At 64.0% G+C, this 26,793-nt stretch carries 26 protein-coding genes and 1 tRNA gene; 13 read left to right on the top strand and 14 right to left on the bottom strand.

The window, feature by feature from the left end; all coding sequences use genetic code 11:
• Nucleotides 1-27 precede the first annotated feature (27 nt).
• A complete protein-coding gene (locus tag I0K07_RS05465) occupies nt 28-1,398 on the top strand; it encodes an MATE family efflux transporter (protein WP_203291809.1) in 1,371 nt (456 codons plus the stop codon).
• Here I0K07_RS05465 and I0K07_RS05460 read toward each other — a convergent pair.
• Both I0K07_RS05460 and I0K07_RS05455 read right to left on the bottom strand, forming a co-directional pair.
• On the bottom strand, nt 1,350-2,381 hold the full coding sequence (locus I0K07_RS05460; RefSeq protein ID WP_203291808.1) for a quinone-dependent dihydroorotate dehydrogenase: 1,032 nt from the start codon (nt 2,379-2,381) through the stop codon (nt 1,350-1,352). The two genes, I0K07_RS05465 and I0K07_RS05460, sit on opposite strands and share 49 nt — an antisense overlap.
• 1 nt (nt 2,382) lies before the next feature.
• A complete protein-coding gene (locus tag I0K07_RS05455) occupies nt 2,383-2,739 on the bottom strand; it encodes a DUF952 domain-containing protein (RefSeq protein WP_203291807.1) in 357 nt (118 codons plus the stop codon).
• A 92-nt stretch (nt 2,740-2,831) separates the two neighbouring features.
• Here I0K07_RS05455 and I0K07_RS05450 point away from each other — a divergent pair, with 92 nt between their 5' ends.
• Nucleotides 2,832-3,455 (top strand): S24 family peptidase, encoded by a 624-nt coding sequence (locus tag I0K07_RS05450; protein ID WP_203291806.1) that lies wholly within the window; start codon nt 2,832-2,834, stop codon nt 3,453-3,455.
• Between the two features lie 72 nt (nt 3,456-3,527).
• Complete coding sequence (locus tag I0K07_RS05445) at nt 3,528-4,910, top strand: cytochrome P450 (protein ID WP_203291805.1); 1,383 nt, start codon at nt 3,528-3,530, stop codon at nt 4,908-4,910.
• A gap of 158 nt (nt 4,911-5,068) precedes the next feature.
• Here the strand turns inward: I0K07_RS05445 and I0K07_RS05440 are convergent, their stop codons facing one another.
• The 3 genes from I0K07_RS05440 to I0K07_RS05430 all read right to left on the bottom strand — a co-directional run bounded on the left by I0K07_RS05440 (nt 5,069) and on the right by I0K07_RS05430 (nt 7,455).
• Entirely contained in the window at nt 5,069-5,290 is a 222-nt protein-coding gene (locus tag I0K07_RS05440) for a helix-turn-helix transcriptional regulator (RefSeq protein ID WP_203291804.1), read from the bottom strand.
• A gap of 3 nt (nt 5,291-5,293) precedes the next feature.
• Nucleotides 5,294-5,725, bottom strand: coding sequence for a hypothetical protein (locus I0K07_RS05435; protein ID WP_203291803.1), 432 nt, complete (start codon nt 5,723-5,725; stop codon nt 5,294-5,296).
• Nucleotides 5,726-5,865: 140 nt separating this feature from the next.
• On the bottom strand, nt 5,866-7,455 hold the full coding sequence (locus I0K07_RS05430; protein ID WP_203291802.1) for a lysine--tRNA ligase: 1,590 nt from the start codon (nt 7,453-7,455) through the stop codon (nt 5,866-5,868).
• Nucleotides 7,456-8,010: 555 nt separating this feature from the next.
• Between I0K07_RS05430 and I0K07_RS05425 the strand changes: the two genes are divergently transcribed.
• Together I0K07_RS05425 and I0K07_RS05420 are read left to right on the top strand one after the other, a co-directional pair.
• Nucleotides 8,011-9,222: an RtcB family protein gene (locus tag I0K07_RS05425; RefSeq protein WP_203291801.1), complete on the top strand. Its 1,212-nt coding sequence runs from the start codon at nt 8,011-8,013 to the stop codon at nt 9,220-9,222.
• Between the two features lie 39 nt (nt 9,223-9,261).
• A complete protein-coding gene (locus I0K07_RS05420) occupies nt 9,262-9,747 on the top strand; it encodes a hypothetical protein (RefSeq protein ID WP_203291800.1) in 486 nt (161 codons plus the stop codon).
• Here I0K07_RS05420 and I0K07_RS05415 read toward each other — a convergent pair.
• Nucleotides 9,744-10,196 carry an ABA4-like family protein gene (locus I0K07_RS05415; protein ID WP_203291799.1) on the bottom strand — a complete coding sequence of 151 codons (453 nt, stop codon included), beginning with the start codon at nt 10,194-10,196 and terminating at the stop codon, nt 9,744-9,746. The genes I0K07_RS05420 and I0K07_RS05415 overlap by 4 nt on opposite strands.
• A 111-nt stretch (nt 10,197-10,307) precedes the next feature.
• Here I0K07_RS05415 and I0K07_RS05410 point away from each other — a divergent pair, with 111 nt between their 5' ends.
• From I0K07_RS05410 to I0K07_RS05395, 4 genes are read left to right on the top strand one after another with little or no spacing between them, the layout of a single operon-like run.
• On the top strand, nt 10,308-10,943 hold the full coding sequence (locus I0K07_RS05410; RefSeq protein WP_203291798.1) for a TetR/AcrR family transcriptional regulator: 636 nt from the start codon (nt 10,308-10,310) through the stop codon (nt 10,941-10,943).
• Complete coding sequence (locus I0K07_RS05405) at nt 10,943-11,893, top strand: HlyD family secretion protein (protein ID WP_203291797.1); 951 nt, start codon at nt 10,943-10,945, stop codon at nt 11,891-11,893. The genes I0K07_RS05410 and I0K07_RS05405 overlap by 1 nt, the downstream gene beginning before the upstream one ends.
• Nucleotides 11,890-12,816 (top strand): ABC transporter ATP-binding protein, encoded by a 927-nt coding sequence (locus tag I0K07_RS05400; RefSeq protein ID WP_203291796.1) that lies wholly within the window; start codon nt 11,890-11,892, stop codon nt 12,814-12,816. Before I0K07_RS05405 ends, I0K07_RS05400 begins: the two co-directional genes overlap by 4 nt.
• Nucleotides 12,813-13,919 (top strand): ABC transporter permease, encoded by a 1,107-nt coding sequence (locus tag I0K07_RS05395; RefSeq protein WP_203291795.1) that lies wholly within the window; start codon nt 12,813-12,815, stop codon nt 13,917-13,919. The genes I0K07_RS05400 and I0K07_RS05395 overlap by 4 nt, the downstream gene beginning before the upstream one ends.
• On the opposite strand, the gene I0K07_RS05390 is transcribed toward I0K07_RS05395, so the two are convergent.
• From I0K07_RS05390 to I0K07_RS05380, 3 genes are read right to left on the bottom strand one after another with little or no spacing between them, the layout of a single operon-like run.
• Nucleotides 13,916-14,116: a helix-turn-helix transcriptional regulator gene (locus tag I0K07_RS05390; RefSeq protein ID WP_203291794.1), complete on the bottom strand. Its 201-nt coding sequence runs from the start codon at nt 14,114-14,116 to the stop codon at nt 13,916-13,918. The two genes, I0K07_RS05395 and I0K07_RS05390, sit on opposite strands and share 4 nt — an antisense overlap.
• Nucleotides 14,113-14,523: a hypothetical protein gene (locus tag I0K07_RS05385; protein WP_203291793.1), complete on the bottom strand. Its 411-nt coding sequence runs from the start codon at nt 14,521-14,523 to the stop codon at nt 14,113-14,115. The genes I0K07_RS05390 and I0K07_RS05385 overlap by 4 nt, the downstream gene beginning before the upstream one ends.
• Nucleotides 14,520-14,783 carry a hypothetical protein gene (locus I0K07_RS05380; protein ID WP_203291792.1) on the bottom strand — a complete coding sequence of 88 codons (264 nt, stop codon included), beginning with the start codon at nt 14,781-14,783 and terminating at the stop codon, nt 14,520-14,522. The genes I0K07_RS05385 and I0K07_RS05380 overlap by 4 nt, the downstream gene beginning before the upstream one ends.
• A gap of 223 nt (nt 14,784-15,006) precedes the next feature.
• On the opposite strand from I0K07_RS05380, the gene I0K07_RS05375 reads away from it, so the two are divergent.
• A complete protein-coding gene (locus I0K07_RS05375) occupies nt 15,007-15,498 on the top strand; it encodes a SixA phosphatase family protein (RefSeq protein WP_203291791.1) in 492 nt (163 codons plus the stop codon).
• A 69-nt stretch (nt 15,499-15,567) separates the two neighbouring features.
• On the top strand, nt 15,568-17,151 hold the full coding sequence (locus I0K07_RS05370; RefSeq protein ID WP_203291790.1) for a glycosyltransferase: 1,584 nt from the start codon (nt 15,568-15,570) through the stop codon (nt 17,149-17,151).
• A 152-nt stretch (nt 17,152-17,303) separates the two neighbouring features.
• Here I0K07_RS05370 and I0K07_RS05365 read toward each other — a convergent pair whose 3' ends face one another.
• The 5 genes from I0K07_RS05365 to I0K07_RS05345 all read right to left on the bottom strand — a co-directional run bounded on the left by I0K07_RS05365 (nt 17,304) and on the right by I0K07_RS05345 (nt 24,742).
• A complete protein-coding gene (locus I0K07_RS05365; RefSeq protein ID WP_203291789.1) occupies nt 17,304-19,274 on the bottom strand; it encodes an alpha/beta hydrolase family protein in 1,971 nt (656 codons plus the stop codon).
• 114 nt (nt 19,275-19,388) lie between these two features.
• On the bottom strand, nt 19,389-21,398 hold the full coding sequence (locus I0K07_RS05360; protein WP_203291788.1) for a hypothetical protein: 2,010 nt from the start codon (nt 21,396-21,398) through the stop codon (nt 19,389-19,391).
• A 66-nt stretch (nt 21,399-21,464) separates the two neighbouring features.
• Nucleotides 21,465-21,538: transfer RNA gene (locus I0K07_RS05355), tRNA-Gly, on the bottom strand.
• Nucleotides 21,539-21,644: 106 nt separating this feature from the next.
• Nucleotides 21,645-23,528 carry an alpha/beta hydrolase family protein gene (locus I0K07_RS05350; protein WP_203291787.1) on the bottom strand — a complete coding sequence of 628 codons (1,884 nt, stop codon included), beginning with the start codon at nt 23,526-23,528 and terminating at the stop codon, nt 21,645-21,647.
• A 200-nt stretch (nt 23,529-23,728) separates the two neighbouring features.
• A complete protein-coding gene (locus tag I0K07_RS05345; RefSeq protein ID WP_203291882.1) occupies nt 23,729-24,742 on the bottom strand; it encodes a 2'-deoxycytidine 5'-triphosphate deaminase in 1,014 nt (337 codons plus the stop codon).
• Between the two features lie 159 nt (nt 24,743-24,901).
• Here I0K07_RS05345 and apaG point away from each other — a divergent pair, with 159 nt between their 5' ends.
• Together apaG and I0K07_RS05335 are read left to right on the top strand one after the other, a co-directional pair.
• Nucleotides 24,902-25,294 (top strand): Co2+/Mg2+ efflux protein ApaG, encoded by a 393-nt coding sequence (gene apaG, locus I0K07_RS05340; RefSeq protein ID WP_203291786.1) that lies wholly within the window; start codon nt 24,902-24,904, stop codon nt 25,292-25,294.
• A gap of 33 nt (nt 25,295-25,327) precedes the next feature.
• A complete protein-coding gene (locus I0K07_RS05335; RefSeq protein ID WP_203291785.1) occupies nt 25,328-26,782 on the top strand; it encodes a TrkH family potassium uptake protein in 1,455 nt (484 codons plus the stop codon).
• Nucleotides 26,783-26,793 lie beyond the last annotated feature (11 nt).

The raw sequence follows: 26,793 nt of genomic DNA, 5'->3' as shown, positions 1-26,793 counted from the left end.
CCCCAAAGGCCGGGCTAGGTGCGCGGGATGTCCACCGCCCCGCTCACCCGGATTGATGTTCTCAAACGCGCCTGGCCGCTGGTTTTCGCCAATGCGGCCGTGCCCCTGGCGGGCGTCGCGGATACATTTGTCCTCGGCCTGTCCGGTGATACCGCCGATCTCGGCGGCGTGGCACTGGGCAGCGCCATCTTCTCCGTCTTCTACTGGAGCTTCTACTTCCTGCGCATGGGCACGACCGGGCTGACCGCCCAGGCCGATGGCGCCGGAGACACGGCGGAAGCCCAGCGCATCCTGCTTCGCGCCCTTGCGATTGCCAGCCTGCTCGGCCTTCTGGTCTGGGCGCTGCGCGATCTCATCGCCTGGGGCGGATTTGCCGTCCTGCAGGGTGAAGCCGCTGTCGAGAGCCGGGGCGAGGATTATCTCCTGGCCCGCGCCTGGGGCGCACCGGCCGCCCTGGCCACTTTCGCCCTGTCCGGCTGGCTGATCGGACTGGGCCGGAACGCAGCGACACTCGCCATCTACATCACGTTCAGCGCCCTCAACATTGTGCTCGATCTCTGGTTTGTCCTGGGGCTGGGCCATGGCCCCGGCGGTGTCGGTGCCGCCACAGCGATTGCGGAATGGGGCGGACTGGTCGCAGCCCTCGGCTTCACCGCCCTCGCCCTGCGTCAGCAAAAAGGCTGGGCCGCAGGCGTTCTGGACCGGGCCCGCCTGATGGCCCCCAAGGCGCTGGCGGAAATGTTCCACGTCAATCTCAACCTGATGATCCGCACCTGGTGCCTGGTGATCGGCTTTACCTGGTTTGCCAATGCCGGCGCGCGCCAGGGCGCAGCGCCCCTGGCCGGCAATCACGTCCTGCTGCAGGTCATCTCGCTCTGGGCCTTCGTGCTGGATGCCTTCGCCTTCGTCGCCGAGACCGAGGCCGGCCGTGCCTTTGGCCGCAAATCCCTCGGCGATCTGCGTCGCGCTGTCCGCCTGACGGGCGAGCCCATGTTCGCAGCCGGTGCTGTGTTCGCCGGGCTGACCTTCCTGTACGGGGATGAGGTCCTGGCTTCGGTGATCAAGGATGAAGCTACCCTCAACGCGGCCATCACCTATCTGCCCTGGTGCGCGATCGTACCCTTCCTGGGGGCCGGTGCCTGGCTGCTGGACGGAATATTCATCGGCACGACGAGCGGAAAAATCCTGCGCAATGCCGGCATTGCCTCGGTCCTGGTTTATCTGGGCGCCGACGCGATCCTGTCACCCAGTTTCGCCAATCACGGCGTCTGGGCCGCCTTTGTGGTGTTCTACTTAGCCCGGGCCGGAGCCCTGGGCGTGGCCTATCCGGCGTTGGAAAGACGACTGGCTCAGCCCACCCCGACAGCATCGGCGACGGACGCAAATCCGTCCGCCTGAAGCCGCTCGACCAGGCCTTCCTTGATCTCGGTGATCAGGCTGGGTCCGTGATAGACGAGGCCGGTGTAGAGCTGGATCGCATTCGCCCCGGCCCGAATCTTGGCATAGGCCGTTTCCGGACTGTCCACACCACCCACACCGATAATGGCCAGATCCGGCCCGGCGACATGGCGGAACTCCCTGACAAGATCGGTGGAGCGCTGGAAGATCGGCGGACCGGACAGACCGCCCGCTTCGCCCATTTTATCACTCTGCAGGCTTTCCGGACGCGTGATCGACGTGTTGGACACGATCACACCATTCAGCCCGTGCCGGCCGATGGCCGCGACAATATCGGCCGCCTCACGGTCCTCAATGTCAGGCGCGATCTTGATGAAGACGGGCGCCTCATCGCGCACGGCCACAACCCGGGCCAGCAGCTCGTCCAGCGCACCGGACGCCTGCAGCGTGCGCAGGCCCGGCGTGTTCGGTGAGGAGACATTGACGGTGTAGAAACCGGCCAGCCCGCGCAGCTCTTTCAGGCAGGCGACATAGTCGGCGACGCGGTCTTCGCTATCCAGATTGGCACCCAGATTCACCCCGACCAGGCCGGGTCGCCCGGACCGGCGCTGCAGCTGACGGCGAAAATGCTCCAAGCCCAGATTGGGGAAGCCCATCCGGTTGATGACAGCCTCGTCCTCTTCAAGGCGGAAAATGCGCGGACGCGGCTTGCCATCCTGCGGTCGCGGCGTGACGGCACCGCATTCGACAAAGCCGAACCCCATGGCCAGAAGCGCGTCCGGCGCATCGGCATTCTTGTCGAAACCGGCGGCCAGCCCGACCGGATTGGTCAGAGCGATGCCGGCCAGGGATGTGGCCAGCACCGGATCGTCTTCGGTCTTTTCCTTGGGCCCCAGACCGGCCTTCAGTCCCATCAGGGTCAGCTTGTGCGCCTGTTCCGGATCCAGTCCGCGCAGGAAGGTGGTGGCCAGGTCGTGCAGCATGTCAGTCCCGCTCCAGGTCCGAGGGCAAAATCCAGTCGCCATCCTCATTGCGCCGCACATGGCGCATGCCACGCACCGCGCTGGACGGGATATCCCCATATACGTGCGGGAAGAGCGCGCCGCCGCGCGAAACTTCCCATTTCACCGTATCACCCAGCGCCTCCAGATCGATCTCGACCAGAAGCAGACGGGCATGATCATTATAGTGCTTCACCAGCGTGCCCTCGACCTGATCAGCCGCGGACAAATGGATGAAACCGTCCGCCACATCATGCGGATCACCGGCAAACCGGCCCTCCGCCATGGCGGTGGCCCAGCGTTCGGGAGTGGCGAGTCGGAAGGCTTTTTTGGCGGTCATGACCCCGGGTTATCCCCGCTCGCGGAGACAGGCAAGCACCCAACCGTTCACGGACCGTTTTCCTACAACCCTGGCTGGCCTATGATGCCGGCATGTTCACACACGAGCAAATCTGGCAGGGCATTGACCGCCTCGCAGCGCATGCCCAGACAAGCCCGTCCGGCCTCGCCCGAAGGGCTGGCCTGGATTCAACCACGTTCAACCCGTCCAAACGCGTCTCGCGTGACGGACAGAAACCGCGCTGGCCCTCCACGGAGAGCCTGTCCAAGGCCCTGCGAGCCGCGCATATGGATCTGGCCGGCTTTGTCGGCCTGATCATGGGCACACCCGTGATGACGGGCGTGCAGGCGCGCGGGCTGAGCGATGACACCCAGTCCGCCTTTGACGCCGGGGGCCGTCCCGCCGGAGAGAGCTGGACCCAGATCGCCTTTCCCGGCGAAGGGGCGGAGAACGCCTTCGCGCTCACCGTGGAAGATGACAAGCTGCGCCCGGTCTATCGGCGTGGCGACCGTTTGATCGTGGCACCGGACAGCCCGCTGCGCCCTGGTGACCGTGTTCTGGTGAAACACCGGAGTGGAGGTCTGGATGCCTTCGAACTGGGCGAGCATGGCGTGAAACAGGTTGTGCTCCACCCGATCCGGCCAGACCAACCGGTTCGCAAGATTGCCCTGGCGGAGATTGACTGGATTGCCCGCATTCTCTGGGCCAGCCAGTAGGCCGGCCCCGCGACCATTCGCGCATGGCGAGCGGAGCAGATTGGCCTAGTTTCCATCGGGCAAGGAGTTGCCATGACGACCGCCTTTGAGCCGCCGCGCCCGCCCTATGCCCAGTATTCCAAGCTCGGCGAGCTGCATCTGTCGGATTATCTGGCCTATTTCAAGGCGATGCGCCGCAATCCGCTGGAGGTCTGGGGCGAGCATCACTTCTCCATCCGCATGGCCCCCTTCCGCTTTCTGGGCCGGTCCAATCTCCTGCTCTCCGACCCGGAAGGCATCCATCACTGCTTCGTCACCCGGGCCGATAATTTCACCATGAACCCGCTGCGCCAGGCAGTTCTCAAACCCTTCCTGCGCGATGGTTTGCTGACCGCAGAGGGCGAGACCTGGAAAAAGGCCCGCAAGGCCGTCTCTCCGGTCTTCACACCGCGCAAGGTCAATGCCTTTGCCCCGCTGATCCGGCAGGTCTGCGAAGACGCCACCGACCGTCTGGCGGAAAAGGACGGCCAGATCGAGCCGATGGCGCAATTCATGGTCGACCTCACGCTGGACGTGTTGATGGAGACCTTGTTTTCCGGCGATGAGGCGCTGGACAAGGCCGAGTTCACCCAGGGCATCCATGACCTGCTGGAACTCAGCGGCGTGCCGCACCCGTTCGACCTCATCCATCTGCCCGGCTGGATCCCGCGCTTTGGCCAGTCCAAGGCGCGCCGCGTGATCGAGGATTTGCGCCGGCAGGTGACGCGCGTGGCGGTCGCCCGCCGGGCCCGGCCGTCGCCGGAAGAGGAAGGCCGCGCCGCCGACTTTCTGGACCTGCTGCTGGGCGCCGGCCTTGATGATGAGGCGGTCACGGACAATCTCCTCACCTTCCTCGCCGCTGGCCATGAGACCACAGCGCGCAGCCTGGCCTGGACGCTCTATCTCCTGTCGCGGGATGAGGAGACCCGGGAAAGACTGGAAGCCGAAATTGATGCCGCCCCGCTGGACGAGACCGATCCGTCGGACTGGTCGCGCCTCCTGCCCTGGACAGAGGCCGTCATCAAGGAAAGCCTGCGTCTCTACCCGTCCGCCCCGTTGCTGGCGCGGACGTCCAAGGAATGGGATCTGGTGCGTGGTGTGCCGGTTCCCGCCGGGACGGATGTCGTCATCTCGACCTGGCTGCTGCATCGCCAGCGCGATATCTGGGACCAGCCAGATGCCTTCATCCCGGACCGTTTCCTGGGCGAGGCCGCCAAGGATATCCCGCGGGACGCCTACCTGCCCTTCGGGATCGGCCCGCGCGTGTGCATCGGGGCCCGCTTTGCAATGATGGAAATGGTGATCGTACTGGCCTGCCTCTTGCGCAAACTGCGCCTGGACTATGCCGAGACGCGCGACCCGCTGCCAGTGCTGAAGATCACGCTACAGCCGGATACGAAGGTAGAGATGCGGGTGAATCTGCGGAGCCAGGCCTGAACCTCCTCCCCCTTGACGGGGGAGGTGCCGGGCGAATGCCCGGCGGAGGGGGTGGGGGCGAGGTGTGTCCGGCTCCACCGGGATTCACCCCTTCCGTCTCGCCCCTGCGTGGCGATCCACCTTCCCCATCAAGGGGAAGGAGGACCGACAACTGCTTTTCACTCCGCCTCCGGATACTGGAACACCTCTTCCAGTCCCACTTTGAAGACGCGGGCGATCTTGAAGGCGACTTCCAGGGAGGGCGAATATTTGCCCTGCTCGATGGCGATCACGGTCTGGCGGGTCACGCCGATGGCCTTGGCGAGATCGGCCTGGCTCATTTCATCGGCGTGAAAGCGCAGGGTACGGATTTCATTGGTGATGAGGGTCGGTTTCGCCATGGCTCAGACCCCGCGGCGATAGTCGACCAGTTTGGACACGGCCTTGGCGATCTCGCCCGCCACCAGACCGGCCAGGATCAGGTTCGCGACCAGATAATAGGGCTGGGCCGTCATGGCTGAGCCCATGGCCAGCAAGGCGAACAGGGCCAGGACCAGACCGCCGCGCTGGTCACCGCGCAATTCGATCAGCTTGTCCCGTTCGTCCGATGTGTCATCGGCCTCGGACGGGGCTGCGATCGCAATGGCGATATGGACCACGATGGACGCAGCGATCATGCCCAGAACGGTGATGATCATCTTGGTATTGGTCACAGCCAACGCCGCCTCCGGCGACATCCCGCCCATCACGTCCACGATCGACGTCGTGAAATACCAGCCATAAACGCCGACCATGATGACCAGCATGGCCAGATTGCTCTTCTCGTGAAAACTCATGTCAAAAACTCCAGTCTCTGTGTCTGGTATTTTTTACACACACCGATGTCTGGAATGCAAGACATTGTGTATGATTTTTTTGACATTTGCGCAGAAAGAAAGAGCCCGACAAGCGGGCCTTTTCAAAAACTGGTTTCAAATCAGCCCTTTACCAGCTCCCCCGCCAGCGCCTTTTCGATCAGGGCGATGGTCTGCGGGACGCCGTAAATGGCGACGAAGGAGCCGAAACGCGGACCCTGGGACTGGCCGAGCAGGGTCTCATAGAGGGCCTGGAACCAGTCACGCAGGTTTTCGAATTCCTGTGTCTTGCCGGCGGCAAACACCTCATCCTGGATCATGGCCCCGTCACGAGTATCCGCCGGCATGGCCTTCAGACGCGCAAGCAGATCTTCCATGGCCGCGCGTTCCATATCGGTGGGCGCACGGAAGGATTTGGTCGGTTCGACGAAGTCCTGGAAATACTGGACGGCAAAACCGGCCAGTGCGTCCAGCAGCGGATGGCTCTCCGGCGTGGCTCCGTCGACATAGCGGCCGATAAAGCCCCACATCACATCGGTGGAGTGGGCCGAAGCCGCCGAAGCCAGGTTGAGCAGGAGCGCGAAAGAGATCGGCGAGGCATCCTGCGGCGGATTGCCGTTATGGATGTGCCAGGCCGGGTTCTCCAACTGCTTGTCCGGCGTCTGGCCGTGATAGGCGGCCAGGTGCTGCATATACTCATCGACGGCCTTCGGGATGACGTCGAAATAGAGGCGCTTGGCCGTCTTCGGCTTGACGAAGTTGTAGTAGGCCAGCGATTGCTGCGGCGCATATTTCAGCCAGTCCTCGACCGAGAGCCCATTGCCCTTGGACTTGGAGATCTTCTCGCCCTTCTGGTCCAGGAAGAGCTCGTAGACGAATTGCGTCGGCGGCTCGGCACCGAGGATGCGGCAGATGCGCGAATAGATCGGCGCATTGGTCTGGTGGTCCTTGCCGAACATCTCGAAATCGACGCCGAGGGCCGCCCAGCGCATGCCGAAATCCGGCTTCCACTGCAGCTTCACATGGCCGCCGGTGACCGGCAGCGTCATTTCCTCGCCATCCTCGTCGTCGAAGGTCACTGTGCCGGCCTCGGCATCGACGGCCTTCATCGGGACATAGAGGACCCGGCCTGTCTTCGGTGAGATCGGCAGGAAGGGCGAATAGGTCGCCTGGCGTTCCGCGCCCAGCGTGGGCAGCATGACGTCCATGATGGCGTCATACTTCTGGGCCGCCTTCAGCAGCATCGCGTCATAGGCGCCGGACTTGTAGAGCTCGGTCGCGGACTTGAACTCATAGGTGAAGCCGAAACTGTCGAGGAAGCCCTTGAGGCGGCCATTCATGTGGGCGCCATAGCTCTCCGCCGTGCCGAACGGGTCCGGCACTTCGGTCAGCGGCTTTTGCAGATGTTCGGCCAGCATCTCCTGTTGCGGGAGATTGTCGGGAACCTTGCGCATCCCGTCCATGTCATCGGAAACGCAGATCAGCTTGGGCTCGTAGGCGCCGTCCGTCAGCGCATCGAAGGCGCGCAGGACCATGGTCGTGCGCACGACTTCACCGAATGTCCCCATGTGCGGGAGGCCCGACGGCCCATAGCCGGTCTCGAACACGACCGGCCCCGATTTTCGGCCCATCTTGTCCAGACGCTTTTTCAGCAGGCGCGCTTGTTCAAACGGCCAGGCTTTCGCGTTTTGGGCAAGATCGGCGACAGACATCGGGATCACTTTCTTTTCAGGGATACAGAAGCCGAGCGAGGTAGAGGGGAAGGCGCACAGCGTCAAGCACTGCGGCGCGCAGAGCGGGTTTGCGGAACGGGCCCGCCACCGCCCATCTCGTTGCGAAAAAGCCACATCAAGACGAATAGCCATATTCAACGGGCCGATTTCGCTTGAAAGGCGAACCGGGCAGGCTCATAAGCCGCATCCCGATTAACCAACCGCCCCATACGGGGTGCGCAGCAAGAGACGAGCATGAACCAGGTTCAGCGTACATATCGCCTCGATCGCACGGCCATTTGGCCGGTCGCGTTTGCGCGCGCAAAGGGATCGCAGATCACCCGGTAGACTGTCCGACACAGTCCCGGTGACCCGCCCTCCCGAGCGCCGCTCGAGGAGGGCTTTTTTGTTCCGGCTGGCCGCCCTTATCCCCCAAATGGCCGCCTGGAACAGCCCCGGGAGGATGCGTGACCCCAACACGCATCCTCCCCTTGGGCGCCCACCATCACAACGAAAGAAAGAGAAAGGCCCCGCCGGCAAGCGGGGGTGAGAATCATGTTGACCGCGTTTGAAGCCATTGAAACCGAAACCGGCCTGATCAAGGCCTGGACCAAGGGTGTGCCCGTCGAGGACAGTGCCGTGGACCAGTTGCGCAATGTCGCCGGCCTGCCCTTCGTGCACAGCCATGTCGCGGCCATGCCGGACGTCCATTTCGGACGCGGTGCAACGGTGGGGTCGGTCATCCCGACCAAGGGTGCGATCATCCCGGCTGCGGTCGGCGTGGACATTGGTTGCGGCATGATGGCGGTGCGGACCAGCCTGACGGCGCGGCAATTGCCGGACAGTCTGAAAGCAACGCGTGACGCTATTGAACGGGCCATCCCCGTCGGCAATGGCAAGGGTGGCGACCACCGCAACAAGCCAGCCAGCGTGGACACGCATCTGGACACGTCGGGCCTGATGGACCGGCTCGCCCTGATCAAGGCCAAGCACAAGAAGATCGGCACTCACAAGGTGGACGGTCAGCTGGGCACGCTGGGCGGCGGCAATCATTTCATCGAGCTCTGCCTGGATGAAGAGGACCGTGTCTGGGTGATGCTGCACTCCGGCTCCCGGGGCACCGGCAACATGATCGGCACCTATTTCATCGAGCGGGCCCGTGAGGAGCTCGCCCGCCGGGTGCTGGACTTCCATGTGCCGGACAAGGACCTCGCCTTCTTCATCGAAGGCGAGCCGCTGTTCGACGACTATGTCGAGGCCGTGGGCTGGGCCCAGGACTATGCCCGGGAAAACCGGGAAGTGATGATGGCGCGCGTCCTGGGCGCGCTCCGCACCACGCTGGGCCGGTTCAAGACCGACAAGGCCGCGGTGAACTGCCACCACAACTACGTGGCGCAGGAACACCATTTCGGGGCCGATGTCTGGCTCACCCGGAAGGGCGCCGTCTCGGCGCGCGAGGGCCAGCTGGGGATCATTCCTGGCTCAATGGGCGCGCGGTCCTTCATCGTGCGCGGCAAGGGCGTGGCCGACAGCTTCTGCTCCTGTTCGCACGGAGCGGGTCGGACCATGTCCCGGGCCAAGGCCAAGCAGAGCTTCACCCTCGCCGATCACCGCAAGGCGACGCAGGGGGTGGAGTGCCGGAAGGATGCCGGCGTCATCGATGAAACGCCGATGGCCTACAAGGACATCGACGCGGTGATGGCGGCGCAGAGTGACCTGGTGGACGTGGTTCACACGCTCAAACAGGTCGTGTGTGTGAAAGGGTAGGGCCAAACGGCCCTGCCCGCTTTCCCGCGGGAGGATGAAATGCGTGAGGACATGTTCAAGGTGATCGTCGAACGCCCACGCCGGGGCTGGCGCACCCGCAAGCTCTCCCGCGGCAAGCTGAACAAGGCGGGCGACAATCTGCCCAAGAAACAGGGCCTGAAGCGCCAGCGTGAGGAAAACGGCACGCGGACCAAATGGCTCAACGAGAATCTCGCCCCGCTGAAACGCTATCTTGGCCAGCAGGTCGGACGTCCCTGGAACAAGGTCCGGGCCGAAATCGGGGCGCATCTGGACCCGGGTCACACGGTGAAACAACACGTGCTGGAGCATTTGGACGATTTCGTCCTGCGCCCCTCGATCGGGCGCGACGGCGAATGGGTCTGGCCCTGGCTCTGGACCTGGGGCGATGGCCAGCCTGCGCCGGGCAAGCTCTATGTCCACCCGGTCGATGGCCTGCTGAAGCGCTGGAAGCTGAAGAAGGGCGAAAGCCCGCGCCGTGACGGCAAATTGCCCAAGCGGCGCTAGCCGGCCTGCTCGTCCAGCGACCAGCCGCCCTTGCCGGTCAGCCGGCGCGTGAGGAGGTAGATCGCCAGCCCCAGCGGACCGAACATCAGGGTGAAAACCAGGGCGGGCAGGACGACCCATTTCGACAGGCCGACCCGCAGTGCGTCGCGGGCGATCCAGGCGCCGACAAACAGGTCGAAGACCAGGAAATGCGTCCAGCCTGTCAGCACGCCCACCGGGTGGGAGAAAAGCGCCATAACGGCCGCCAGCGTCGACATGCCGGCATCGTGATGCGCTTGGCCAAAGACGATGCCCGCGCTGAGGAAGCTCAGATAGATCGCCGCCAGGATGAGCGGAAAGAGCGCCGTGTGCACGATGCGCCGTGTCCAGATCCAGCCAGGCGCGAAGGCCAACAGCAGCCAGGCCGGAGCGATCAGGATGTGGAGCGCGGTGTAGTAGGTCTCGAACATGGGCACCTCCCTGCCGCCTTTTTCTAAGCTGCTTCGCCAACTTCGCCCCAGAAAAATCGCCCCGCCGCAAATCTCGTTGTTAATGACTGACCGGTCAGTTATAATGCGACCATGCCCCAGACGCACCGCAAACGCCGCCCCGAAGCCCGGCCGGATGAAATCCTGGATGCGGCGCTCGCCGTGTTCACAGAACAGGGTTTCGCCCAGGCCCGTGTCGAGGACATCGCCAAACGGGCCGGCCTCTCCAAGGGCGCGGTCTATCTCTACTTCCCATCCAAGGACGCCATGCTGAGCGCGCTGGTCGAGCAGTCCGCCGGCAAGCTGGCGCGCGCGGCCGAGCAATTGGTTGCCATCGGCGCGCCGCAGGATCCAGAGACCGCCCTGCGCAGTCTTGTGAAAATGCTGATGACGGCCATGGCGGACCCGGACATTTCCGCAGCCCCCAGGCTGGTCCTGACCGAGGCCGGGCGCTCGCCGGAGATCGCGGCCCACTATCGCAGCCAGGTTCTGGACATTGCCCGCCGTGCCATGTCCGCCCTGCTGGAAGCCGGGGTGGAGGCGGGCCGGTTCCGCCGTGTCGACACGGATGCGCTGATGCGCCTCATGGGCGGGCCCTGCATGGCGCATATGGTTCTGACCACGATTTTCGATCTGCAACCGCAGGACATCTCCGACCCGGCCGACATGGCCGGGGCGATCTGCGACCTCGTCCTTTACGGACTGGTCCCGCGCGAAAAGGCTGCCTGATGCGCAAGCTTGCCCTTTACCACCTGCTTCTCGCCGCCGGCCTGAGTCTGGCCGCCTGTCAGGACGAGGACGCCAATGCGCTGCACGGCTATGCCGAGGGCGATTTCATCACGATCGCGCCCGACACGGCGGGCCGGATCGTGGAAACACTGTCCGCCGAAGGGGACAGGATCGAGGAAGGGGCGCTGCTCTTCCGTCTCGACGACCAACAGGAAGAAGCCGCCGTTCTGGCCGCCGAAGCCCGGCTGGAAGCCGCCACCGCCCGGTTCGATGATGCCGCTGCCGGTGCCCGTGCGCCGGAGATTGCTGCGGCGCGCGATCAGTTGACCCAGGCCCAGGCCGCCGCCCGCGACACGGCCGAAGCGCTGGAGCGCACGCAAGACCTCTTCACCCAGGGCCATGTCAGCCAAGCCCGTCTCGACCAGGCCGAGACCGCCGACCAAGCGGCCCGCGCCCGGGTCGCGGAAATGCGCCAGCGCCTCAGCCTCGTGCAATTGCCGGCCCGGGAGAATGCCTTGCGGGCCTTGCAGGCCGATATCCGCGCCGCCGATGCCGAGCTGGACCGGTTGGCCGATCTTCAGGCCCGGCGCTATGTGCACGCGCCCACCGACGGCCGCATCCACCGCCAGATCCGCTTTGCCGGAGAAATGGCCGGCCCGGCCCAGCCCGTCTATGATTTCCTGCCCGAGAGTGCCGTCCATGCCCTGCTCTTCATTCCAGAGACTCAACTGTCCGGCCTGCCGGTGGGCACCCGTTTGCGCGTCAGCTGTGATGGCTGCGCGGCCGGTCTGACAGCCCGCATTTCCACAATTGCCGAAGACGCGGAATTCACCCCGCCTGTCATTTATTCCGATAATGAACGCGATCGTCTGGTCTGGCGCGCCGAGGCCATTTTCGACGGGACACCCCCGCCGCCCGGCACTCCCCTGCGCTTCGAGCCGCAAGAATGAGCGAAAGCCTCGCCATCGATGTGCAACGCCTGACCAAACGTTTTGGTGAGAAGACCGTCGTCGATGATTTCTCGATGCAGGTTCCCAAGGGCCGGATCTATGGCTTTCTCGGCCCCAACGGGTCCGGCAAGACGACGACGATCCGCATGATGTGCGGGCTGCTGAAACCCGATGCCGGCGGCGGCACGGCTCTGGGTCATGACATCATTCATGAGAGCCGCCAGATCAAATCCCGCGTCGGCTATATGACGCAGAAATTCTCGCTCTATGGCGATCTGACCGTCCGCGAGAACCTCACCTTCATGGCGCGCCTGCATGCGCTGAAGAACACGAAATCCGTTGTCGATGCGGCGCTGGAGGAATACGCCCTCGCCCCGCGCGCCGACCAGCTGGCGGACACGCTCTCGGGCGGCTGGAAACAGCGCCTCGCCCTGGCGGCCGCCTCGATGCACGATCCCGGCTTGCTCCTGCTGGACGAACCCACCGCCGGCGTCGATCCCAAGGCCCGCCGCGATTTCTGGGACCGGATCCGGGTTCTGGCGCGCAAGGGCGTCACCGTGCTGGTCTCGACCCACTACATGGATGAGGCGGTCCAGTGCGATAACATCGCCTTCATCGCCTATGGCAAGAAGCTGATCGATGCGCCCTCGGCTGATATTCCCGAACGGGTCGGCCTGGTCACCTGGCGGATCGAGGGCAAGGGGCTGCAGCCCATCTATGACGCCCTGCACGGTGCCGACGGCGTCGACCAGATCGCCCGGTTCGGCTCGGCCCTGCATGTCTCCGGCCGCGATGCCGAACGGTTGGAGCGCGCGATTGCCCCCTGGCGCGGACAGGACGGGCTGATTGTGGAAAAGGCGAAGACGGGGCTGGAAGAAGCCTTCATCTGGCTGATGACCGGGTCGGAGGACAATTTCCAGTGACCAGCTTCTCCCGGATCCTCGCCATCATGGGCAAGGAATTCATCCAGATGCTCCGCGACCGGCTGACCTTCGGCATGATGGTCGGCATTCCGGTCATGCAGCTCCTTCTGTTCGGCTATGCCATCAATACCGATCCGCGCCATCTGCCCACCCTGGTGGAGATGGGGGATAATGGCCCGGCCAGCCGCGCCATCACCCAGGCGATGGAGACCTCGGAATATTTCGACCTCATCGGCCTGACCACTTCGGCTGAGGAGACCGAAAGCGCCCTGCAAAGCGGCGATGTCCTCTTCGTGGTGACCATTCCGCCCAATTTCGAACGCGACCTGTTGCGCGGTGACCGGCCACAAATCCTGCTGGATGCGGATGCCTCCGACCCGGTTGCGGCCGGAGCCGGCGCCGGCGCCTTCCCGACCCTGGTGCAGGAAGCGCTCGCCCCCATGCTGGGCGAGATGCACCCGCCGGTGGAGACGGTGATCCATCGCCGCTTCAATCCGGCTGGACGCACGGCGCTCAATATCGTGCCGGGCCTGCTCGGTGTGATCCTGACCATGACGATGGCGATGATGACCTCCATGGCGCTCACGCGAGAGGCCGAGCGAGGCACGCTGGAAACCCTGCTGGCGACGCCGACACGGCCGCATGAGGTGATGATCGGCAAGATCACGCCCTATGTCTTCGTCGGCTCCATCCAGGTGGCGATCCTGCTGACCGGCGCACGCCTCCTCTTCGGCGTGCCCTTTCTGGGCTCCCCGCTCGCCTTTCTGGCAGCGGTCTCGCTCTTCATCCTGGTCAATCTCTCGCTGGGCTTTTTGTTCTCGACCGTAGCGCGCAGCCAGATGCAGGCCATGCAGATGACCTTTTTCATCTTCCTGCCCTCCATTCTCCTGTCCGGCTTCATGTTCCCCTTTGCCGGCATGCCCGCCTGGGCCCAAACCCTCGGCCAGGCCCTGCCGACCACGCATTTCATCCACGCGGTCCGCTCGATCATGCTCAAAGGGGCAGGGCTGGAAGACGTGATCCACGACATCTGGCCGCTGGCGGTCATCTTCGCGGTGATTGCGACGCTCGCCATGCTGAGATACCGGCGGACGCTGGACTAGACGCCCTCCCCATCATCAAAGATCGTCTCGATCGGCTGGCCGAACAGGCGGCCGATCTTGAAGGCGAGCGGGAGGGAGGGGTCGTACTTGCCCGTCTCCAGTGCGTTGATGGTCTGGCGGGACACATCGAGATGGTCGGCCAGCGCCTGCTGGCTCCAACCCTTCTCGCCGCGCAATTCCTTGAGCCGGTTCTTCATCGCACCTGCACCTGCTGGACCATGGAGGCGATACTGTGCACCACAGCGGCGATGGGCAGGAGCATGGTCATGTTGAGCGGGTCCATCACGCCATAGATTTCCGCCACACCGAAGAATGCACTGGCGAGCAGCATGGCGAGTGTGGCGATGGCGGCCGCCCGCACCTGCATGCGCGCCAGCATCTCATCAATCGAGCGCACATAGCGCACGACTTCATAGCCATAGACGAGAAGCGGCAGACAGGTCAGGACGACCAGGGGCCAGGCTGAAATCGCATCCCAGCCATTGCGGGACGGGTCCAGTGTCTTGTCGATCGCCACCAGGATCGCCGTGAAGGCCATCATGGAGACGAAGGTCCGCCAGAAATAGCGCTGGCTGACCGATGCTTGACGCTCAGACGGGCTCATGCTGCGCCATCCTTGTCACCGAAGAGAAGAACAAAAATACGTGCAAGGGCCATGAGGCCCAGAATGAAGACGGTCATCCCGGCTATCTTCATTTCCGTGGACAGCACGGCCACAGCATCGCGGATCATGTCGAGCCAGGGCCCCACCAAGCCGACCAGGAAAATGGACGGCAGGAAGACGGCCGCAAACAGGGCCAGGGACACCAGGCTCGGCGTTTCGCCGGCCTCTTGCAGATTACCAAACCAGTCACGCAGGGTCATATCGAGCTCCTTCTTGTAAAGTGTGCTTTACGTTATGATGGAAAGAACGCTTTACGTCAAGCGTACTTTACAAGCCGATGAAATCCGGGCCCGCCCACGCCCGCGGTTCAAATGCCGGGCAAAACACTCTAGGAGTATCCGGGCCCGTTCCGGAGGGTGAAATTTCCGGGCCGCAGGGCACATCAATCCGCCTGTTCCACCCTCTCAGACGAGCCGTTTGCCCATGCCGACCACGCTGATCCTGATGCGCCATGCCAAGGCTGTTGACCGCCTGGAAGCCGAGGATGATTTCCAGCGGGGCCTGACAGCGCGGGGACGCGAGGACAGCGCGGCGGCAGCCGATGCGCTGCAGGATGAAGGCCTGAAAGTCGACCGGGCGCTGGTCTCCCCTTCCTGGCGGACACGGCAGACCTTCGAACAACTCATTCCCCAGATCGGCTCGCCCAAGGTGGATGATCCGATGGCGCTCTATCACGCCTCCACCGACATGCTGGAACGGGCCGTGAAAAGCGTGATGGGCGAATGCGAGACCCTGCTCCTGGTCGGGCACAATCCCGGGATTGGCGGATTTGCGCACAAGCTGGCCCAGCGTTGCGACGCCACCGGCCATTTGCCGCTGGGCTATCCCACAGCAACGGCCTGTGTGTTCGAACTGGACAGCGATGATTTCGACCAGCCGCGCTTCCGCTTCATCTTCAATCCCAAGGGTGCATAAGAGCGCAGACTCGCCTTTTGCGTGCATTCATGCTGTTCTTGCAACCTGCATGGAACAGGATGCCCGCCCATGGACGGCTTGCCAGTCACGGACGACACCCGCCCTGTCGCGCTGACAGCCCGGCCCCAACCGGTCCGGACACGGCCCCCCATTCTCTCCCTTCTGCAGCATTTGTGGGCGGAGGAAGCCTCCAGCGGGCTGGCCCGGAAAGCCCCGCAGTTCAGCGCCCGGCTCAACCCCGTACCGCTCAGCCTCATTCTCCTGGGCGGTCTGACACCTTTCGCCATTCTGGCAACCGGGCTGGGCGGGCCATTGGGCCTGGCCGTGCTGGGCTTTCTCATCCTTCCGCTCCTGGCAGCCCAGGCCGGATTGCGGGTGATCGCCGCTTGCCAGCCGGTCCGCTGGGCACCCCGGCAGAATCTGGGCGAAAGCGCCCTGCCCCGCGCCAGCCTGGTCGTCGCGCTCTATCGCGAAGCCGCCGTCCTGCCGCGTCTGCTGCGCGCGCTGGAGCAGATCGACTATCCCCGCGACCGGCTGGAAATCCTGCTGGCGCTGGAATGCGATGACAGCGAGACGCGCAGCGCACTGGCCCGCCTCGACCTGCCAGCCCATGTCCGCACCATACTCGTCCCCCATGGCGAGCCCCGCACCAAGCCGCGCGCCCTAAACCAGGCCCTGCGCCATTGCACAGGCGACATCCTGGCGGTCTATGATGCGGAAGACCGGCCGCATCCCGGACAATTGCGGGCCGCCGCAGAAAGCTTTGCCGCCGGCGCGGCGGGACTGGCCTGTCTGCAGGCTCCGCTCAACTGGTTCAACGGGCGGGAAAGCTGGATCACCCGGCAATTCACACTGGAATATGCGGCGCATTTCCACGCCCTGCTGCCGCTCTATCGCCGCCTGCGCTGGCCCCTGCCGCTGGGCGGGACAAGCAATTACTTCCGGACCCGGCATTTGCGCGCCGCCGGTGCCTGGGACGCCTGGAATGTCACCGAAGATGCCGATCTGGGTCTGCGCCTGCACAATTTCGGCTTCCATTGCGACGTGATCGAACCGATGACGCTGGAGGAAGCGCCCCTGGGCCTCGCCGCCTGGATGCCCCAGCGCACACGCTGGCTGAAAGGCTATCTCCAGACCCTGGCCGTTCACTGGCCCCAGGCCCGCACCCGCCGGGACCGGATGGCGCTTGCCCTCACCCTGGGCGGGACACTGCTCTCCGCCCTGTGTTGTGCGCCGGGCCTGCTGATCGGACTGATTGCCTTGCGGCGCCTGCTCGCGGGAGATCCCGGCGCACCCCTTCTCCTGGGCATTCTGGGACTGGGCTATACGGCCAGCGCACTGTGTGCGCTTGTCGCCGCCCGGCGCGCCGGGCTGACACCCTGCGCCTTTGCCCTGTTCACACAGCCTGTCTATGACGCACTGAAACTCTGGCCTGCAGTCCGGGCATTGTATCAACTCGTCCGCGCTCCCTATCTTTGGGAGAAGACCGAACATGGTGTGTCGGCCCAGTCCGGAGGCGGATCATCTATCTCTCGCTCCCCGCCACCCTCATCGGGCTCGGCGCCATCATCGCCCTTTTCATCCTCGCCCGCTGGCGGGCCGGACAACCCGTCCGCCCGGAAAAGGGTCCGCGCCTCATCCCCTGGACGCTGATCGCCATCATCGCCGCCGGGCTGGGCCTCTTCCTGATTGTCCATCTGGTCGAATTCACCGGTTTTGAACCGGGCAGTGTCCGCCGCTTCTGACGCGCAGCAAAAAGGGCGGCTGCCAGTGCAACCGCCCTTTCCTGAAACCGGACTGAACGCTTAGCGAACCGGCAGGTGCTGCAGCAGGAAGTCCCCGCTTTCACGCAACAGGGTCTCGCGGTCCGAAGCCCGATCGAGATAGTGGTTGGCGCCCTCCATCTGCACGAAGCGTACATTGGAGCGGCCTTCCATAGCCCGGCGCAGCCCGGTGAACTGGTCGATCGGCACCGTCGTGTCCTCATCCCCGTGCAGGACCAGGAGCGGCATGGTCAGAGCCGCCGTCTGCGCGGTGGGCGTGATGCTTTCCTGATAATCATCATCGGAAAAACGGCTGCCCATATATTGTTCCCAATAACGCACGCCGCTGCGGTTATAGCCGCTGGCCAGCAGGCCGAACGGATTGGTCACACCGGCAAAGCTCACCACACAGGCCACATCTTCGCTGTCGCGAATGGCCGCCATCAGCGCGGCATAACCGCCATAGCTGGCCCCGACGGCACAGTAAGGCTGGTCCAGGGCGATGCCCTGTTCGCGCAGATAATCGGCACCATCCGTGATGTCATCGATCATCCGCGTGCCGAACCCGCCATGACCGGCGGTCACATAATCCCAGCCCCGGCCGGTGGAACCCCGGAAATTCGGCTGCAGCACGGCATAACCCAGATCCGCATAATAGGCGGACCACCACTCGAACCGGCCATCATCACTGGCCTGGGGGCCACCATGCGGCAGAAGGATGAGCGGCAAGGCCGGATCGCCCTCCACCCAGCCCGGCGGCGTGGTCAGCCAGGCTCCGATGTCGAGCCCGTCCGACGCGGGATAGGAGATGTAGCGGCGTGAACCGACCGCCTGTCCGTCGGCCAGGCTCATTTCGCTGTCCAACAGGCCCAGACCGCCCGTGGTCAGGTCGAGCAGATAGAAACTGGCCGGCTGGCCGATATCGCGGGCCTCGATAACGATCTTGGAATAGTTCTGCGCCCAGCTCCGGAACACGAAACTGTCCTCGGTCAGAATGTCCCGCAACTGGCCCTGCAGGGCCTCCAGATTGCGGTCCGTGAACAATTGCCGCGGCAAATCATCGACCCAACCAAACCCGACCAGCTTGCCGGTGAAGCGATTGAAGATCGGCGCGCGCTCGCTCATGTCCATGTCCTGGATAACGAAAGGCGACAACTCACCGGTCTCCAGATCCAACCGGCGCAAACCCATATCCGGGAAACGGATGACCAGACCGGACTGATCGCCGGTCAGCCCGTAGGTATAGGGGCGGGCCGCCGGGTATTCCGCGGAGAAGATGGCATCACGGCCTTCACCGCGGGCCGCACTGAACACTTCCCAGCGGCCTGAACCGGTATTGACCCGGATCTCCATGACCGGCTCACCTTCCGCATCGAGGACATAATGCAGGACCGAACCCTGGGAGGTCGCCAGGACGTCATCCACCGTGCCGTCATCCAGATCGACGGAATAGGCAACCGTCTCAACGGAGCGACGGTTCTGACCGATACGAGACCCGGTGCTATTGCCGCCGCTCGGGACGAGTGACAGCTCCATCGCCACCCGGTCAGGATCATTGATCAGCGACGAAATAACCCGGTCATTATTGACAACATTGCCGTATCTGCCGAGCAGGACTGCCGCCTCGCTGGTTTCCAGATTGAAGGAGACCGCCCGGCTGACCGTGTATTCCTCGACACCATTGGCGGTACCCACGGCCTCAAAGGTCTGGATCCAGAAGATCAGATAGTCATTGGACGGGAAGTAGAGATTGGTGAATCGCGCCTCGCCCTGTTGCGGGATCACATTCTGCTCGCCGGTCGCCAGATTGTAGAGACAGATCTCGCGCAGACCCCGCGGGCTGCACCCGGTCGCCAGCCAGGACCCGTCCGGCGACACCGCCGCATCCCAGATATTCGGCAAGGTCGCGAATGTCTCGAGATTGCCGGATTGCGCAGATGCCGGCGCGGACAGCGCCAGCGGCGCAAATACACTCAGGGCGGCCATCGAAATGGCCCCAAGAATCGAACGCATACTTCCCCCCAGGACGCTCAGTTCACGTGCTGATGATCACCCTAGAGGCTGAGACCGAGCCTGCAACCCAATGATGCGGCGCGCGGTGTCAACACGCGACCAGACGGACCCGCTTCAATCCTCCGGATCAACCGGAATGGGTACGGGCTGAGGTGCCGGAACCGGGTCCACCACGAGCGGCTGGACTGGCGGCATTGCGGGAGCCTGGGGCAAGGGCACCGGACCGGGCAAGGGCGTTCCGCCCGGCAGCGGCCCACCCGGCGTCACAGGGCCGGAAGCCCCGAACTGCGCCTCGAAAGCCGTGCGTTGGGGATGGGAGGGCGGATACAGCGCCTCGCCCAAACGTCCGATCCAGCTCGGAGCCGGATTGACGCAGGAGAGCGGCGGCGCGGCATTCGTACCGCAGGCCGCCCGGCATTGGGACGCGCGCTCGGCAATCGCCTCGGGCGACAGGCATCGCATCATCTGCGGCGACTCGGCCTGCCGCCAATATTGCGTCTGCGCCTGTGCCCAGAGCGAAGCTTCGCTGAGGGCTTCGCGCCGATCGAGCAAGGCGACCCGCTGCGCCTCAAGCGCGGCTTCATCGGGCCAGCCCTCCCAGCCTTGCGGCGCAGAGTCTGCACGCCGCGCCAGGCGCAGACTGATCGCCAATCCGGCCAGTTCGTCATCCAGCGCCCGCCTCTGCCGGGCACGATCGGCTTCATCCAGCCGGGCCACATGCGCGATCGCGACCGGCGACTGGGCGAGGATGTAGCGGTCATAATCCCCCATCATCGTGCATTCGGCCTGACAGACGGCCTGGGCGTGGGCCGGGTTGGCATAATTCTGCGGCCAGGCCTGAACCTGCTCATGCCAGGCGGTGCAGCTATTCATGAAACCCGTCATCGGCGTGGCCAGCCGCGCTTGCAGATCCCCATCAAAGGCCTGTACGGCGCCCACCCGGCTCATGCCGAAGCAGACCTGGCGCGCGAGCTCCGCGTCCGGACCGGGGGGCGCCAGGACCGCGGCCAGATCCGTTTCCGTCTCCTCGGCGTCAGCCACAGGCTCGCAGTCAGGCTGCCAGCCTTCCCGCAAGACACGGGCGCTGGTGGCGATGAGGGTCCGCAAATCCTCGATCGCGGCCTGGTCCAGCCGATCTGGATTACCGCCGCGTGCCGGGTCTGCCAGGAAGAGGTGCAAGACTTGCGCGGGCGGTGCACTCGCCCGGCAGGTTGCCGCGCACGGTGCCAGCGCATCGGCTGTCTGGCGTGCCTCGGCTGCAAGGGTGCGCAACAGAGCCGCCTGGACGGCCAGCGCATGGGTGCGGGTCAGGGCCTGGTCCACTTCGCGGCGCTCGCGATAGGCCTCACGCTGCAAGGCATCCACCTCGGCCTGACGGCGCTCCATCTCGGCCTGACCCAGCGCCACCATGCGCCGGGCAATGATGGCGAGCGCGTTGAGCCGGACATCCTTGCCGCCGGCAATATTCGCGACATTGCCCAGCTCGGACCGCAGCGTGGCCATCTCCTGTTCGAACCCACTCGATGACGCGCTGGTGAGGCCGAGCATACCGCGCGAGAGAGAGTCCATGTCACCGGCCAGCTCGCTGAGATCATAGGCCAGCTGGATCACATTGGCGTCCGCCCCGGCCTCCAGGGCCGACTCGATATCCCCGAAGACGAAAACCGTATTGGTGATATGGCCGGCCACTTCGACCAGGAAGCGCTGATAGACGAGGATCTCCGCATCCTGCCGGAACCGGTCCTCCGCGAGCACGGCCTCGCCCTGCAAGGAGGCCAGATGCCGGACTTCCAGATCGTGGAGATGATCCAGAACATCGACCAGCTGCATGAGCGACATGTCGATCTGGTCCGCCGCCGCCAGCGAGGCGACAAGTCCGGCGCAATCGGGCGCCTCACATTCCAGCGGACACGCGCCAGCCTGCCCGCGCAGGACACGCAAGGAGGCCTGCAAATCCCTCAGATCCGGCAGATCGACATATCGGAAGAAGCGCTCATGGGCCTCGACCTCGGCGACCAGCCGTTCCTGCTGCGACGGTGCCTCCTGGGCCAGTACCGCTCCGCACCCCAGCGCGCCCGCAATCCAGGCGCAAAGAACCAAGCCTGCTATCCGCAATCCCGCCATGCCATTCCTCCCGCTGCCAGACTAGGCAGGCCGGATTGGGCAGGCAAACGGTTTGGAAAAGCGCGATGGAGCGGGTGAAGGGAATCGAACCCTCGTCTTAAGCTTGGGAAGCTCCTGCTCTACCATTGAGCTACACCCGCGCTGCGCCGGACGAGGTTATACGCAAGTCCACGGCCGCGAAAAGCGGGCAGATACACAAACGGGCCGGGGAGATCCCCGGCCCGCTCGTCATTCTTGCCGCTGGATCTATTGCGGATCCGGCGGATTATGCTCGAACAGGAAGCGTTCCAGAGCCGTGTAAAGCTCCGTCACATTCTCCACGGTCATCCGGTAGGACTGGTGCGGACCATCCTGGATGGCGACCAGTTCATAGGGCTTGCCGACGGCATCCATGGCTTCCGCCATGATTTCCGCCTGCTCGAACGGCACGATGAGGTCATCCGTGCCATGGATGATCATCAGCGGCGCCTGGACATTGGCCGCCTGACGCGCCGGCGAAATGGCGATCATCTGCTCGCGCTCGCGGCGCCAGTCACCGATATATTCGGCCCAATAGGTCAGCGAACCCCCGCCGAAACGGCCCTGCTCGTATTCCATCATGGCCAGGACGTCCGACACGGGAGCCCCGGCGATGACACAACGATAGAGGTCAGGCGTCAGCGTCGCACCGGCCAGGGCGGCGTAACCGCCATAACTCCAGCCGAACAGGCAAACCCGGTCAGCATCCGCCACGCCGGCATCCACCAGATGCTGGACGGCGTCACTGACATCATCCTGCATGGCCTGGCCCCATTCGCCATGGGCGGCGCGGATGAAGTTCCGGCCAAAGCCCTCGGAACCGCGGAATTCCGGCTGGAAGACCGCATAACCACGCGAAGCCAGGAATTGGGCCCACGGATCGAAGCCGTAATAGTCGCGCGCCTGCGGGCCACCATGCGGCAGCATGACCAGCGGCAAATCCTGGGCCTCACGACCCGGCGGCAGGGTGAGATAGCCGAACAAGTCCATACCGTCGCGGGCTTCGTAATGAACCACCTCGACGGAAGCGACGGCCTCATCCGGAATGCGCTCATAAGCCGAAGCCAGCAGAGCCACCTGACCGGTGGACGTATCCAGCAGATAGTAAGTCAGCGCCACATCGCCGGCTTCGATACCGATGATGATGCGGCGGAAGTCCGCGTCCCAGCTGACCAGATCCACATTGGAATCCGGGAAGAAGCCTTCAATCTGCGTCTGAATGGCGGCGAATTGCGGGTCGAAATACTCGACGCGCTGACGCTCTTCCTGCCAGCTCACACCGATGATGGCATTGTTCCGCCAGTCGCGAATGAAGGAGCCGACATCGGCCAGGTCTGACTGGATGATCGGGCCTTCGATTTCCTCGGTTTCGAAGTCAAAGCGGAAGACGGCAGCCTTGTCGTCATTCACCCGCGAGGTGAAATAGCCATAGCGACCGGTCACATCGAGACCGGAAATACCGGTCATGCGGCCATTCCAGCGATTGGACTCTCGTGCGCCGAAGCGGAATTGCTCGCGCTCGAGACGCTCGGTGTAGACACGGCGCCAGCCACTACCGTCGCGGTTGGCCCAAAGCTCGAACTGGCCGTCCTCGAAATTGTAGCGAACGACCGGCTCATTCTCGGTGTTGAGGACATAATTGTAGCCGCCATCACCGATGAAGACGCGACGGCGGTCACGGTCACGGGTGAAACGTTGCTCAAACAGGCCAACAGCCCGCTCCACACCGTCGCCGGCCGAGCGCGAGCCGCGATTGTCCTGGAGGACCGGCAGCCAGGCCAGGAAACTGTCCGGATTGGAGATGTCCCGGTTGGCCAAGCTCGCCGCACGATTCAGCTCGAAATTGCGCTCACCATCATAGCGCAGCACATAAGGACGGAACACGTCCGCACGTTCACCTTCGCGCGCCAGATCGCGGCGGTCGGAATAGGTGGCGAGCAGGTATTCATCGTTCAGCCAGGTGATCGCAGCCAGAACCTGGTCATCCCCGGCATCAATCACGTTCGTGCCTTCGCCCGTCAGCGAATAGACCACAATGCTGCGCTCTTCCCGGGACGCCCCGGTGATGAAAACGATGCGCTCGCCATTCGGTGAGATTCGCACAGATGACATGTTTGTCATGGCTGCGTAATCGTCGATGGACGGAACCGGAATCTGTGCATGCACAGCGCTCCCGGCCACAAGTGCCAGAATTATCGACAAAAATCGGTACATATACCCCTCCACTAGCAGCCGCCCCACATGGCTGTTTCATGAAGGATTGATCGACGCCTGCCCGATTTCAAGGCTGCGCATCAGGAAACCAGATGAAATCAGACGAAAAACTTCGACAATTTCAGTCCCTGCTTCTGATAGTTCGATGACACTTGGCCATAGGCCCGCCCCGGAGGTTCGGCCATCGGCTCGTAAACAAGGCGGGCGATGGCCTGGGAATGTTCCAGGATGAAGGGCACGTCATGGCCGCGCACTTCCAGCACGGCGCGGGAGCCCGTCCCGCCGGCCTCATCCGTGCCGAAGCCCGGGTCAAAGAAGCCGGCATAATGGGCCCGGAACTCACCGATCTCGGTGGCAATCGGCGCCATCTCCGCCGCCTCGTCACACCCTATCGTCACGGCTTCGCGCGAGGCCAGGATGTAGAACTCGCCCGGGTCCAGGATCAGGCGCTTGTCCGGCGCATAGAGCGGCTCCCAGAAACGGGCGGCCGGATGCGCGCCGATCTTGGACAGATCGACCAGGCCGGCATGACGCCGGGCGCGATAGCCGACAATCCCGTCCTCGAAACCGGACAGGTCGACACTGACCGTAATGTCCCGCAGCGGCGTGTGGACGCCCTGGCGGAAACGGACCTGGGAAAGCCGATCGCCCTCATGGACGAGAATGGAAAATGTGCACGGGCTGATCTCGGCATAGAGCGGACCGTCATAGCCTTCCGGCGCCCGGTCGAAGGCCTCGCCATGATCGGTGATCACGCGCGTGAAGACATCGATCCGCCCGGTCGAGCTTTTCGGGTTCATCATCGCGGTCACACCGGCCGGCAGTTTCAGGCGCTCCTGCAGCGGCGCGAGATAGACACAGCCGGTCTCCAGAACCGCACCCTGGCTCAAATCGACCGTGTGCATTTTCAGATCGCTGTCCAGGCATTCCGAGACCGTCCGGCTCCGCCCCGGCAGGAAGCTGGCGCGCAAGCGATAAGCCGTCCCGCCCAGGCGCAGATCGACGCTGGCCGGCTGGATCTGGCCGTCCGCAGGCGGGCGCTCGGCGGTGATGACGCCGCTTTCGAAAAGGGCGGTCAGCCGTGTGTCGGGAAGAATACCGTTCGCGCTCATATCGGGATGTCTGGCCTGTTGAGAAGCCACGAGATTTCCCCCATCTGCCCGGCCCTGTCCAGCCATGCTGACTGTAGGGGTTGAGCCGGATCGGAGGCGGGACGATGATAGCGCCGGACATGGAGGCCGGATCAACGCCTCCTGATGGGCGGGAAACGCATGTACCAGCACGAAGACAGCGGCCTGAAAATCTCCGTGACGCCGGACTATCTGGAAGATGAGTCCGAGCCGGAGAACAGCCATTATGTCTGGGCCTACACAATCGAGATCGAGAATACCGGCCCGGTTCCCGTGCAATTGATCGCCCGCAAATGGGTCATCACGGATGCCATGGGCCGCACCGAGCATGTCCAGGGCCTGGGCGTGATCGGCGAACAGCCGGTGATCGAGCCGGGCGGACGCTTCCGCTATACATCCGGCGCCCCGCTGACAACGCCATCGGGCTTCATGCAGGGCAGTTATGAAATGCAGCGTGAGGACGGGCAGAGTTTCGCCGCCGAGATCCCCGGCTTCTCACTGGACCGGCCGGGCGACCGTGCCCGTCTGCACTAGTCCGGCGATCCGGCGCGGCGGCGGGGGACTTCCTTGACCACATCCCTGCGACAAGTCCTGTTCATGGTGGGAATGATGGTGGCGGTTCTGGCCAGCCTCATGCTGGCACCGGCCATGCTGGATGCTGCCCATGGCGATCATGACAGCGCCACCGCCTTCTTCCTGTCCGCCATTCTGGGCATGTTCATCGGGGCCGCGCTGGCGCTGGTCAATCGCGGTCCGGTGGACTCGATGACGCCGCGCACGGCCTTCGTCCTGACCGTCGGGGCCTGGCTGGCCCTGGCCGTGTGTGCGGCCCTGCCCATGCGCCTGTCCGGAGAGGGCATGAACTGGACCGATGCCCTGTTCGAGGCGATCTCCGGCCTGACCACGACCGGGGCCACCGTCATCACCGGGCTGGATGATCGCCCGGAAGGCCTTCTGCTCTGGCGGGCCATCCTGCAATGGATTGGCGGGATCGGCATCATCGTCACAGCCATGGCCTTCTGGCCCATGCTGGGCGTGGGCGGGATGCAGCTCTTCCAGCTGGAAAGTGGCGACAAGTCCGACAAGGTCCTGCCCAAGGCGACCCAGATCGCAGCGGGGATTTCCCTTGTCTATCTTGTCCTTACCCTGGTCTGTTTCTTTGCTTTCCTGGCTGTCGGCATGGACTGGCTGCACGCGCTCTGCCACGCCATGTCCACGCTTTCGACCGGCGGTTTCTCGGCTTCGGACAATTCCATGGGGAATTATGTCCATCTGGGCGCGGACATGATCACCACCGTCTTCATGATCCTCGCCTCCCTGCCCTTCGCCCTGTTTGTGCTGGCCGGCCGCGGCAAGCCGGGGCCGCTCTTCCAGGATGCCCAGGTCCGCGGCTTCCTGCTCGTCGTCGTGGTGTGCACCAGCTTCATCGCCCTGGTGATCTGGGCAGTCGGTGCCCATGAGGAAGGCGGCGCCATCCGCCAGGCCAGTTTCAATGTCGTCTCGATCATGACCGGCACAGGGTTCGCCACGGCCGATTACGGCGCCTGGGGCCCGGTGTCCGAAGCGGCCTTCTTCATCTTCATGTTCATCGGCGGCTGCGCCGGCTCCACGACCTGCAGCGTGAAAATCTTCCGCTACCAGATCGCCGGCACCGCCATGCGGCGCTATCTGGCCAAGCTGATGCGGCCGAATGCGGTCATTCCCATGTGGTATAATGGACGGGTTGTCTCGGAGAGCGCCGTCCACTCCGTCATGGGCTTCTTCTTCGTCTTCTTCGCGGTCTATGCCATCACGGCGGCTCTGCTGTCCGCGATGGGATTGGACACGATCACCGCCCTGTCAGGGGCTGCGACGACGCTGGCCAATGTCGGTCCCGGCCTCGGCCCGATCATCGGACCGACCGGCACGTTCGAACCCCTGTCCGACCCGGTGAAATGGGTGATGACTTTCAACATGTTCATCGGACGGCTGGAAGTGCTGGCCGTGCTCGTCTTCCTCAGCCCGCGTTTCTGGCGCGGCTAGGTCCGGGCGGC

Origin of the sequence: Maricaulis parjimensis (assembly GCF_016817355.1) — a bacterium.
Taxonomy (GTDB): domain Bacteria; phylum Pseudomonadota; class Alphaproteobacteria; order Caulobacterales; family Maricaulaceae; genus Maricaulis; species Maricaulis parjimensis.
This window is presented reverse-complemented; position numbering and strand designations above follow the sequence as displayed.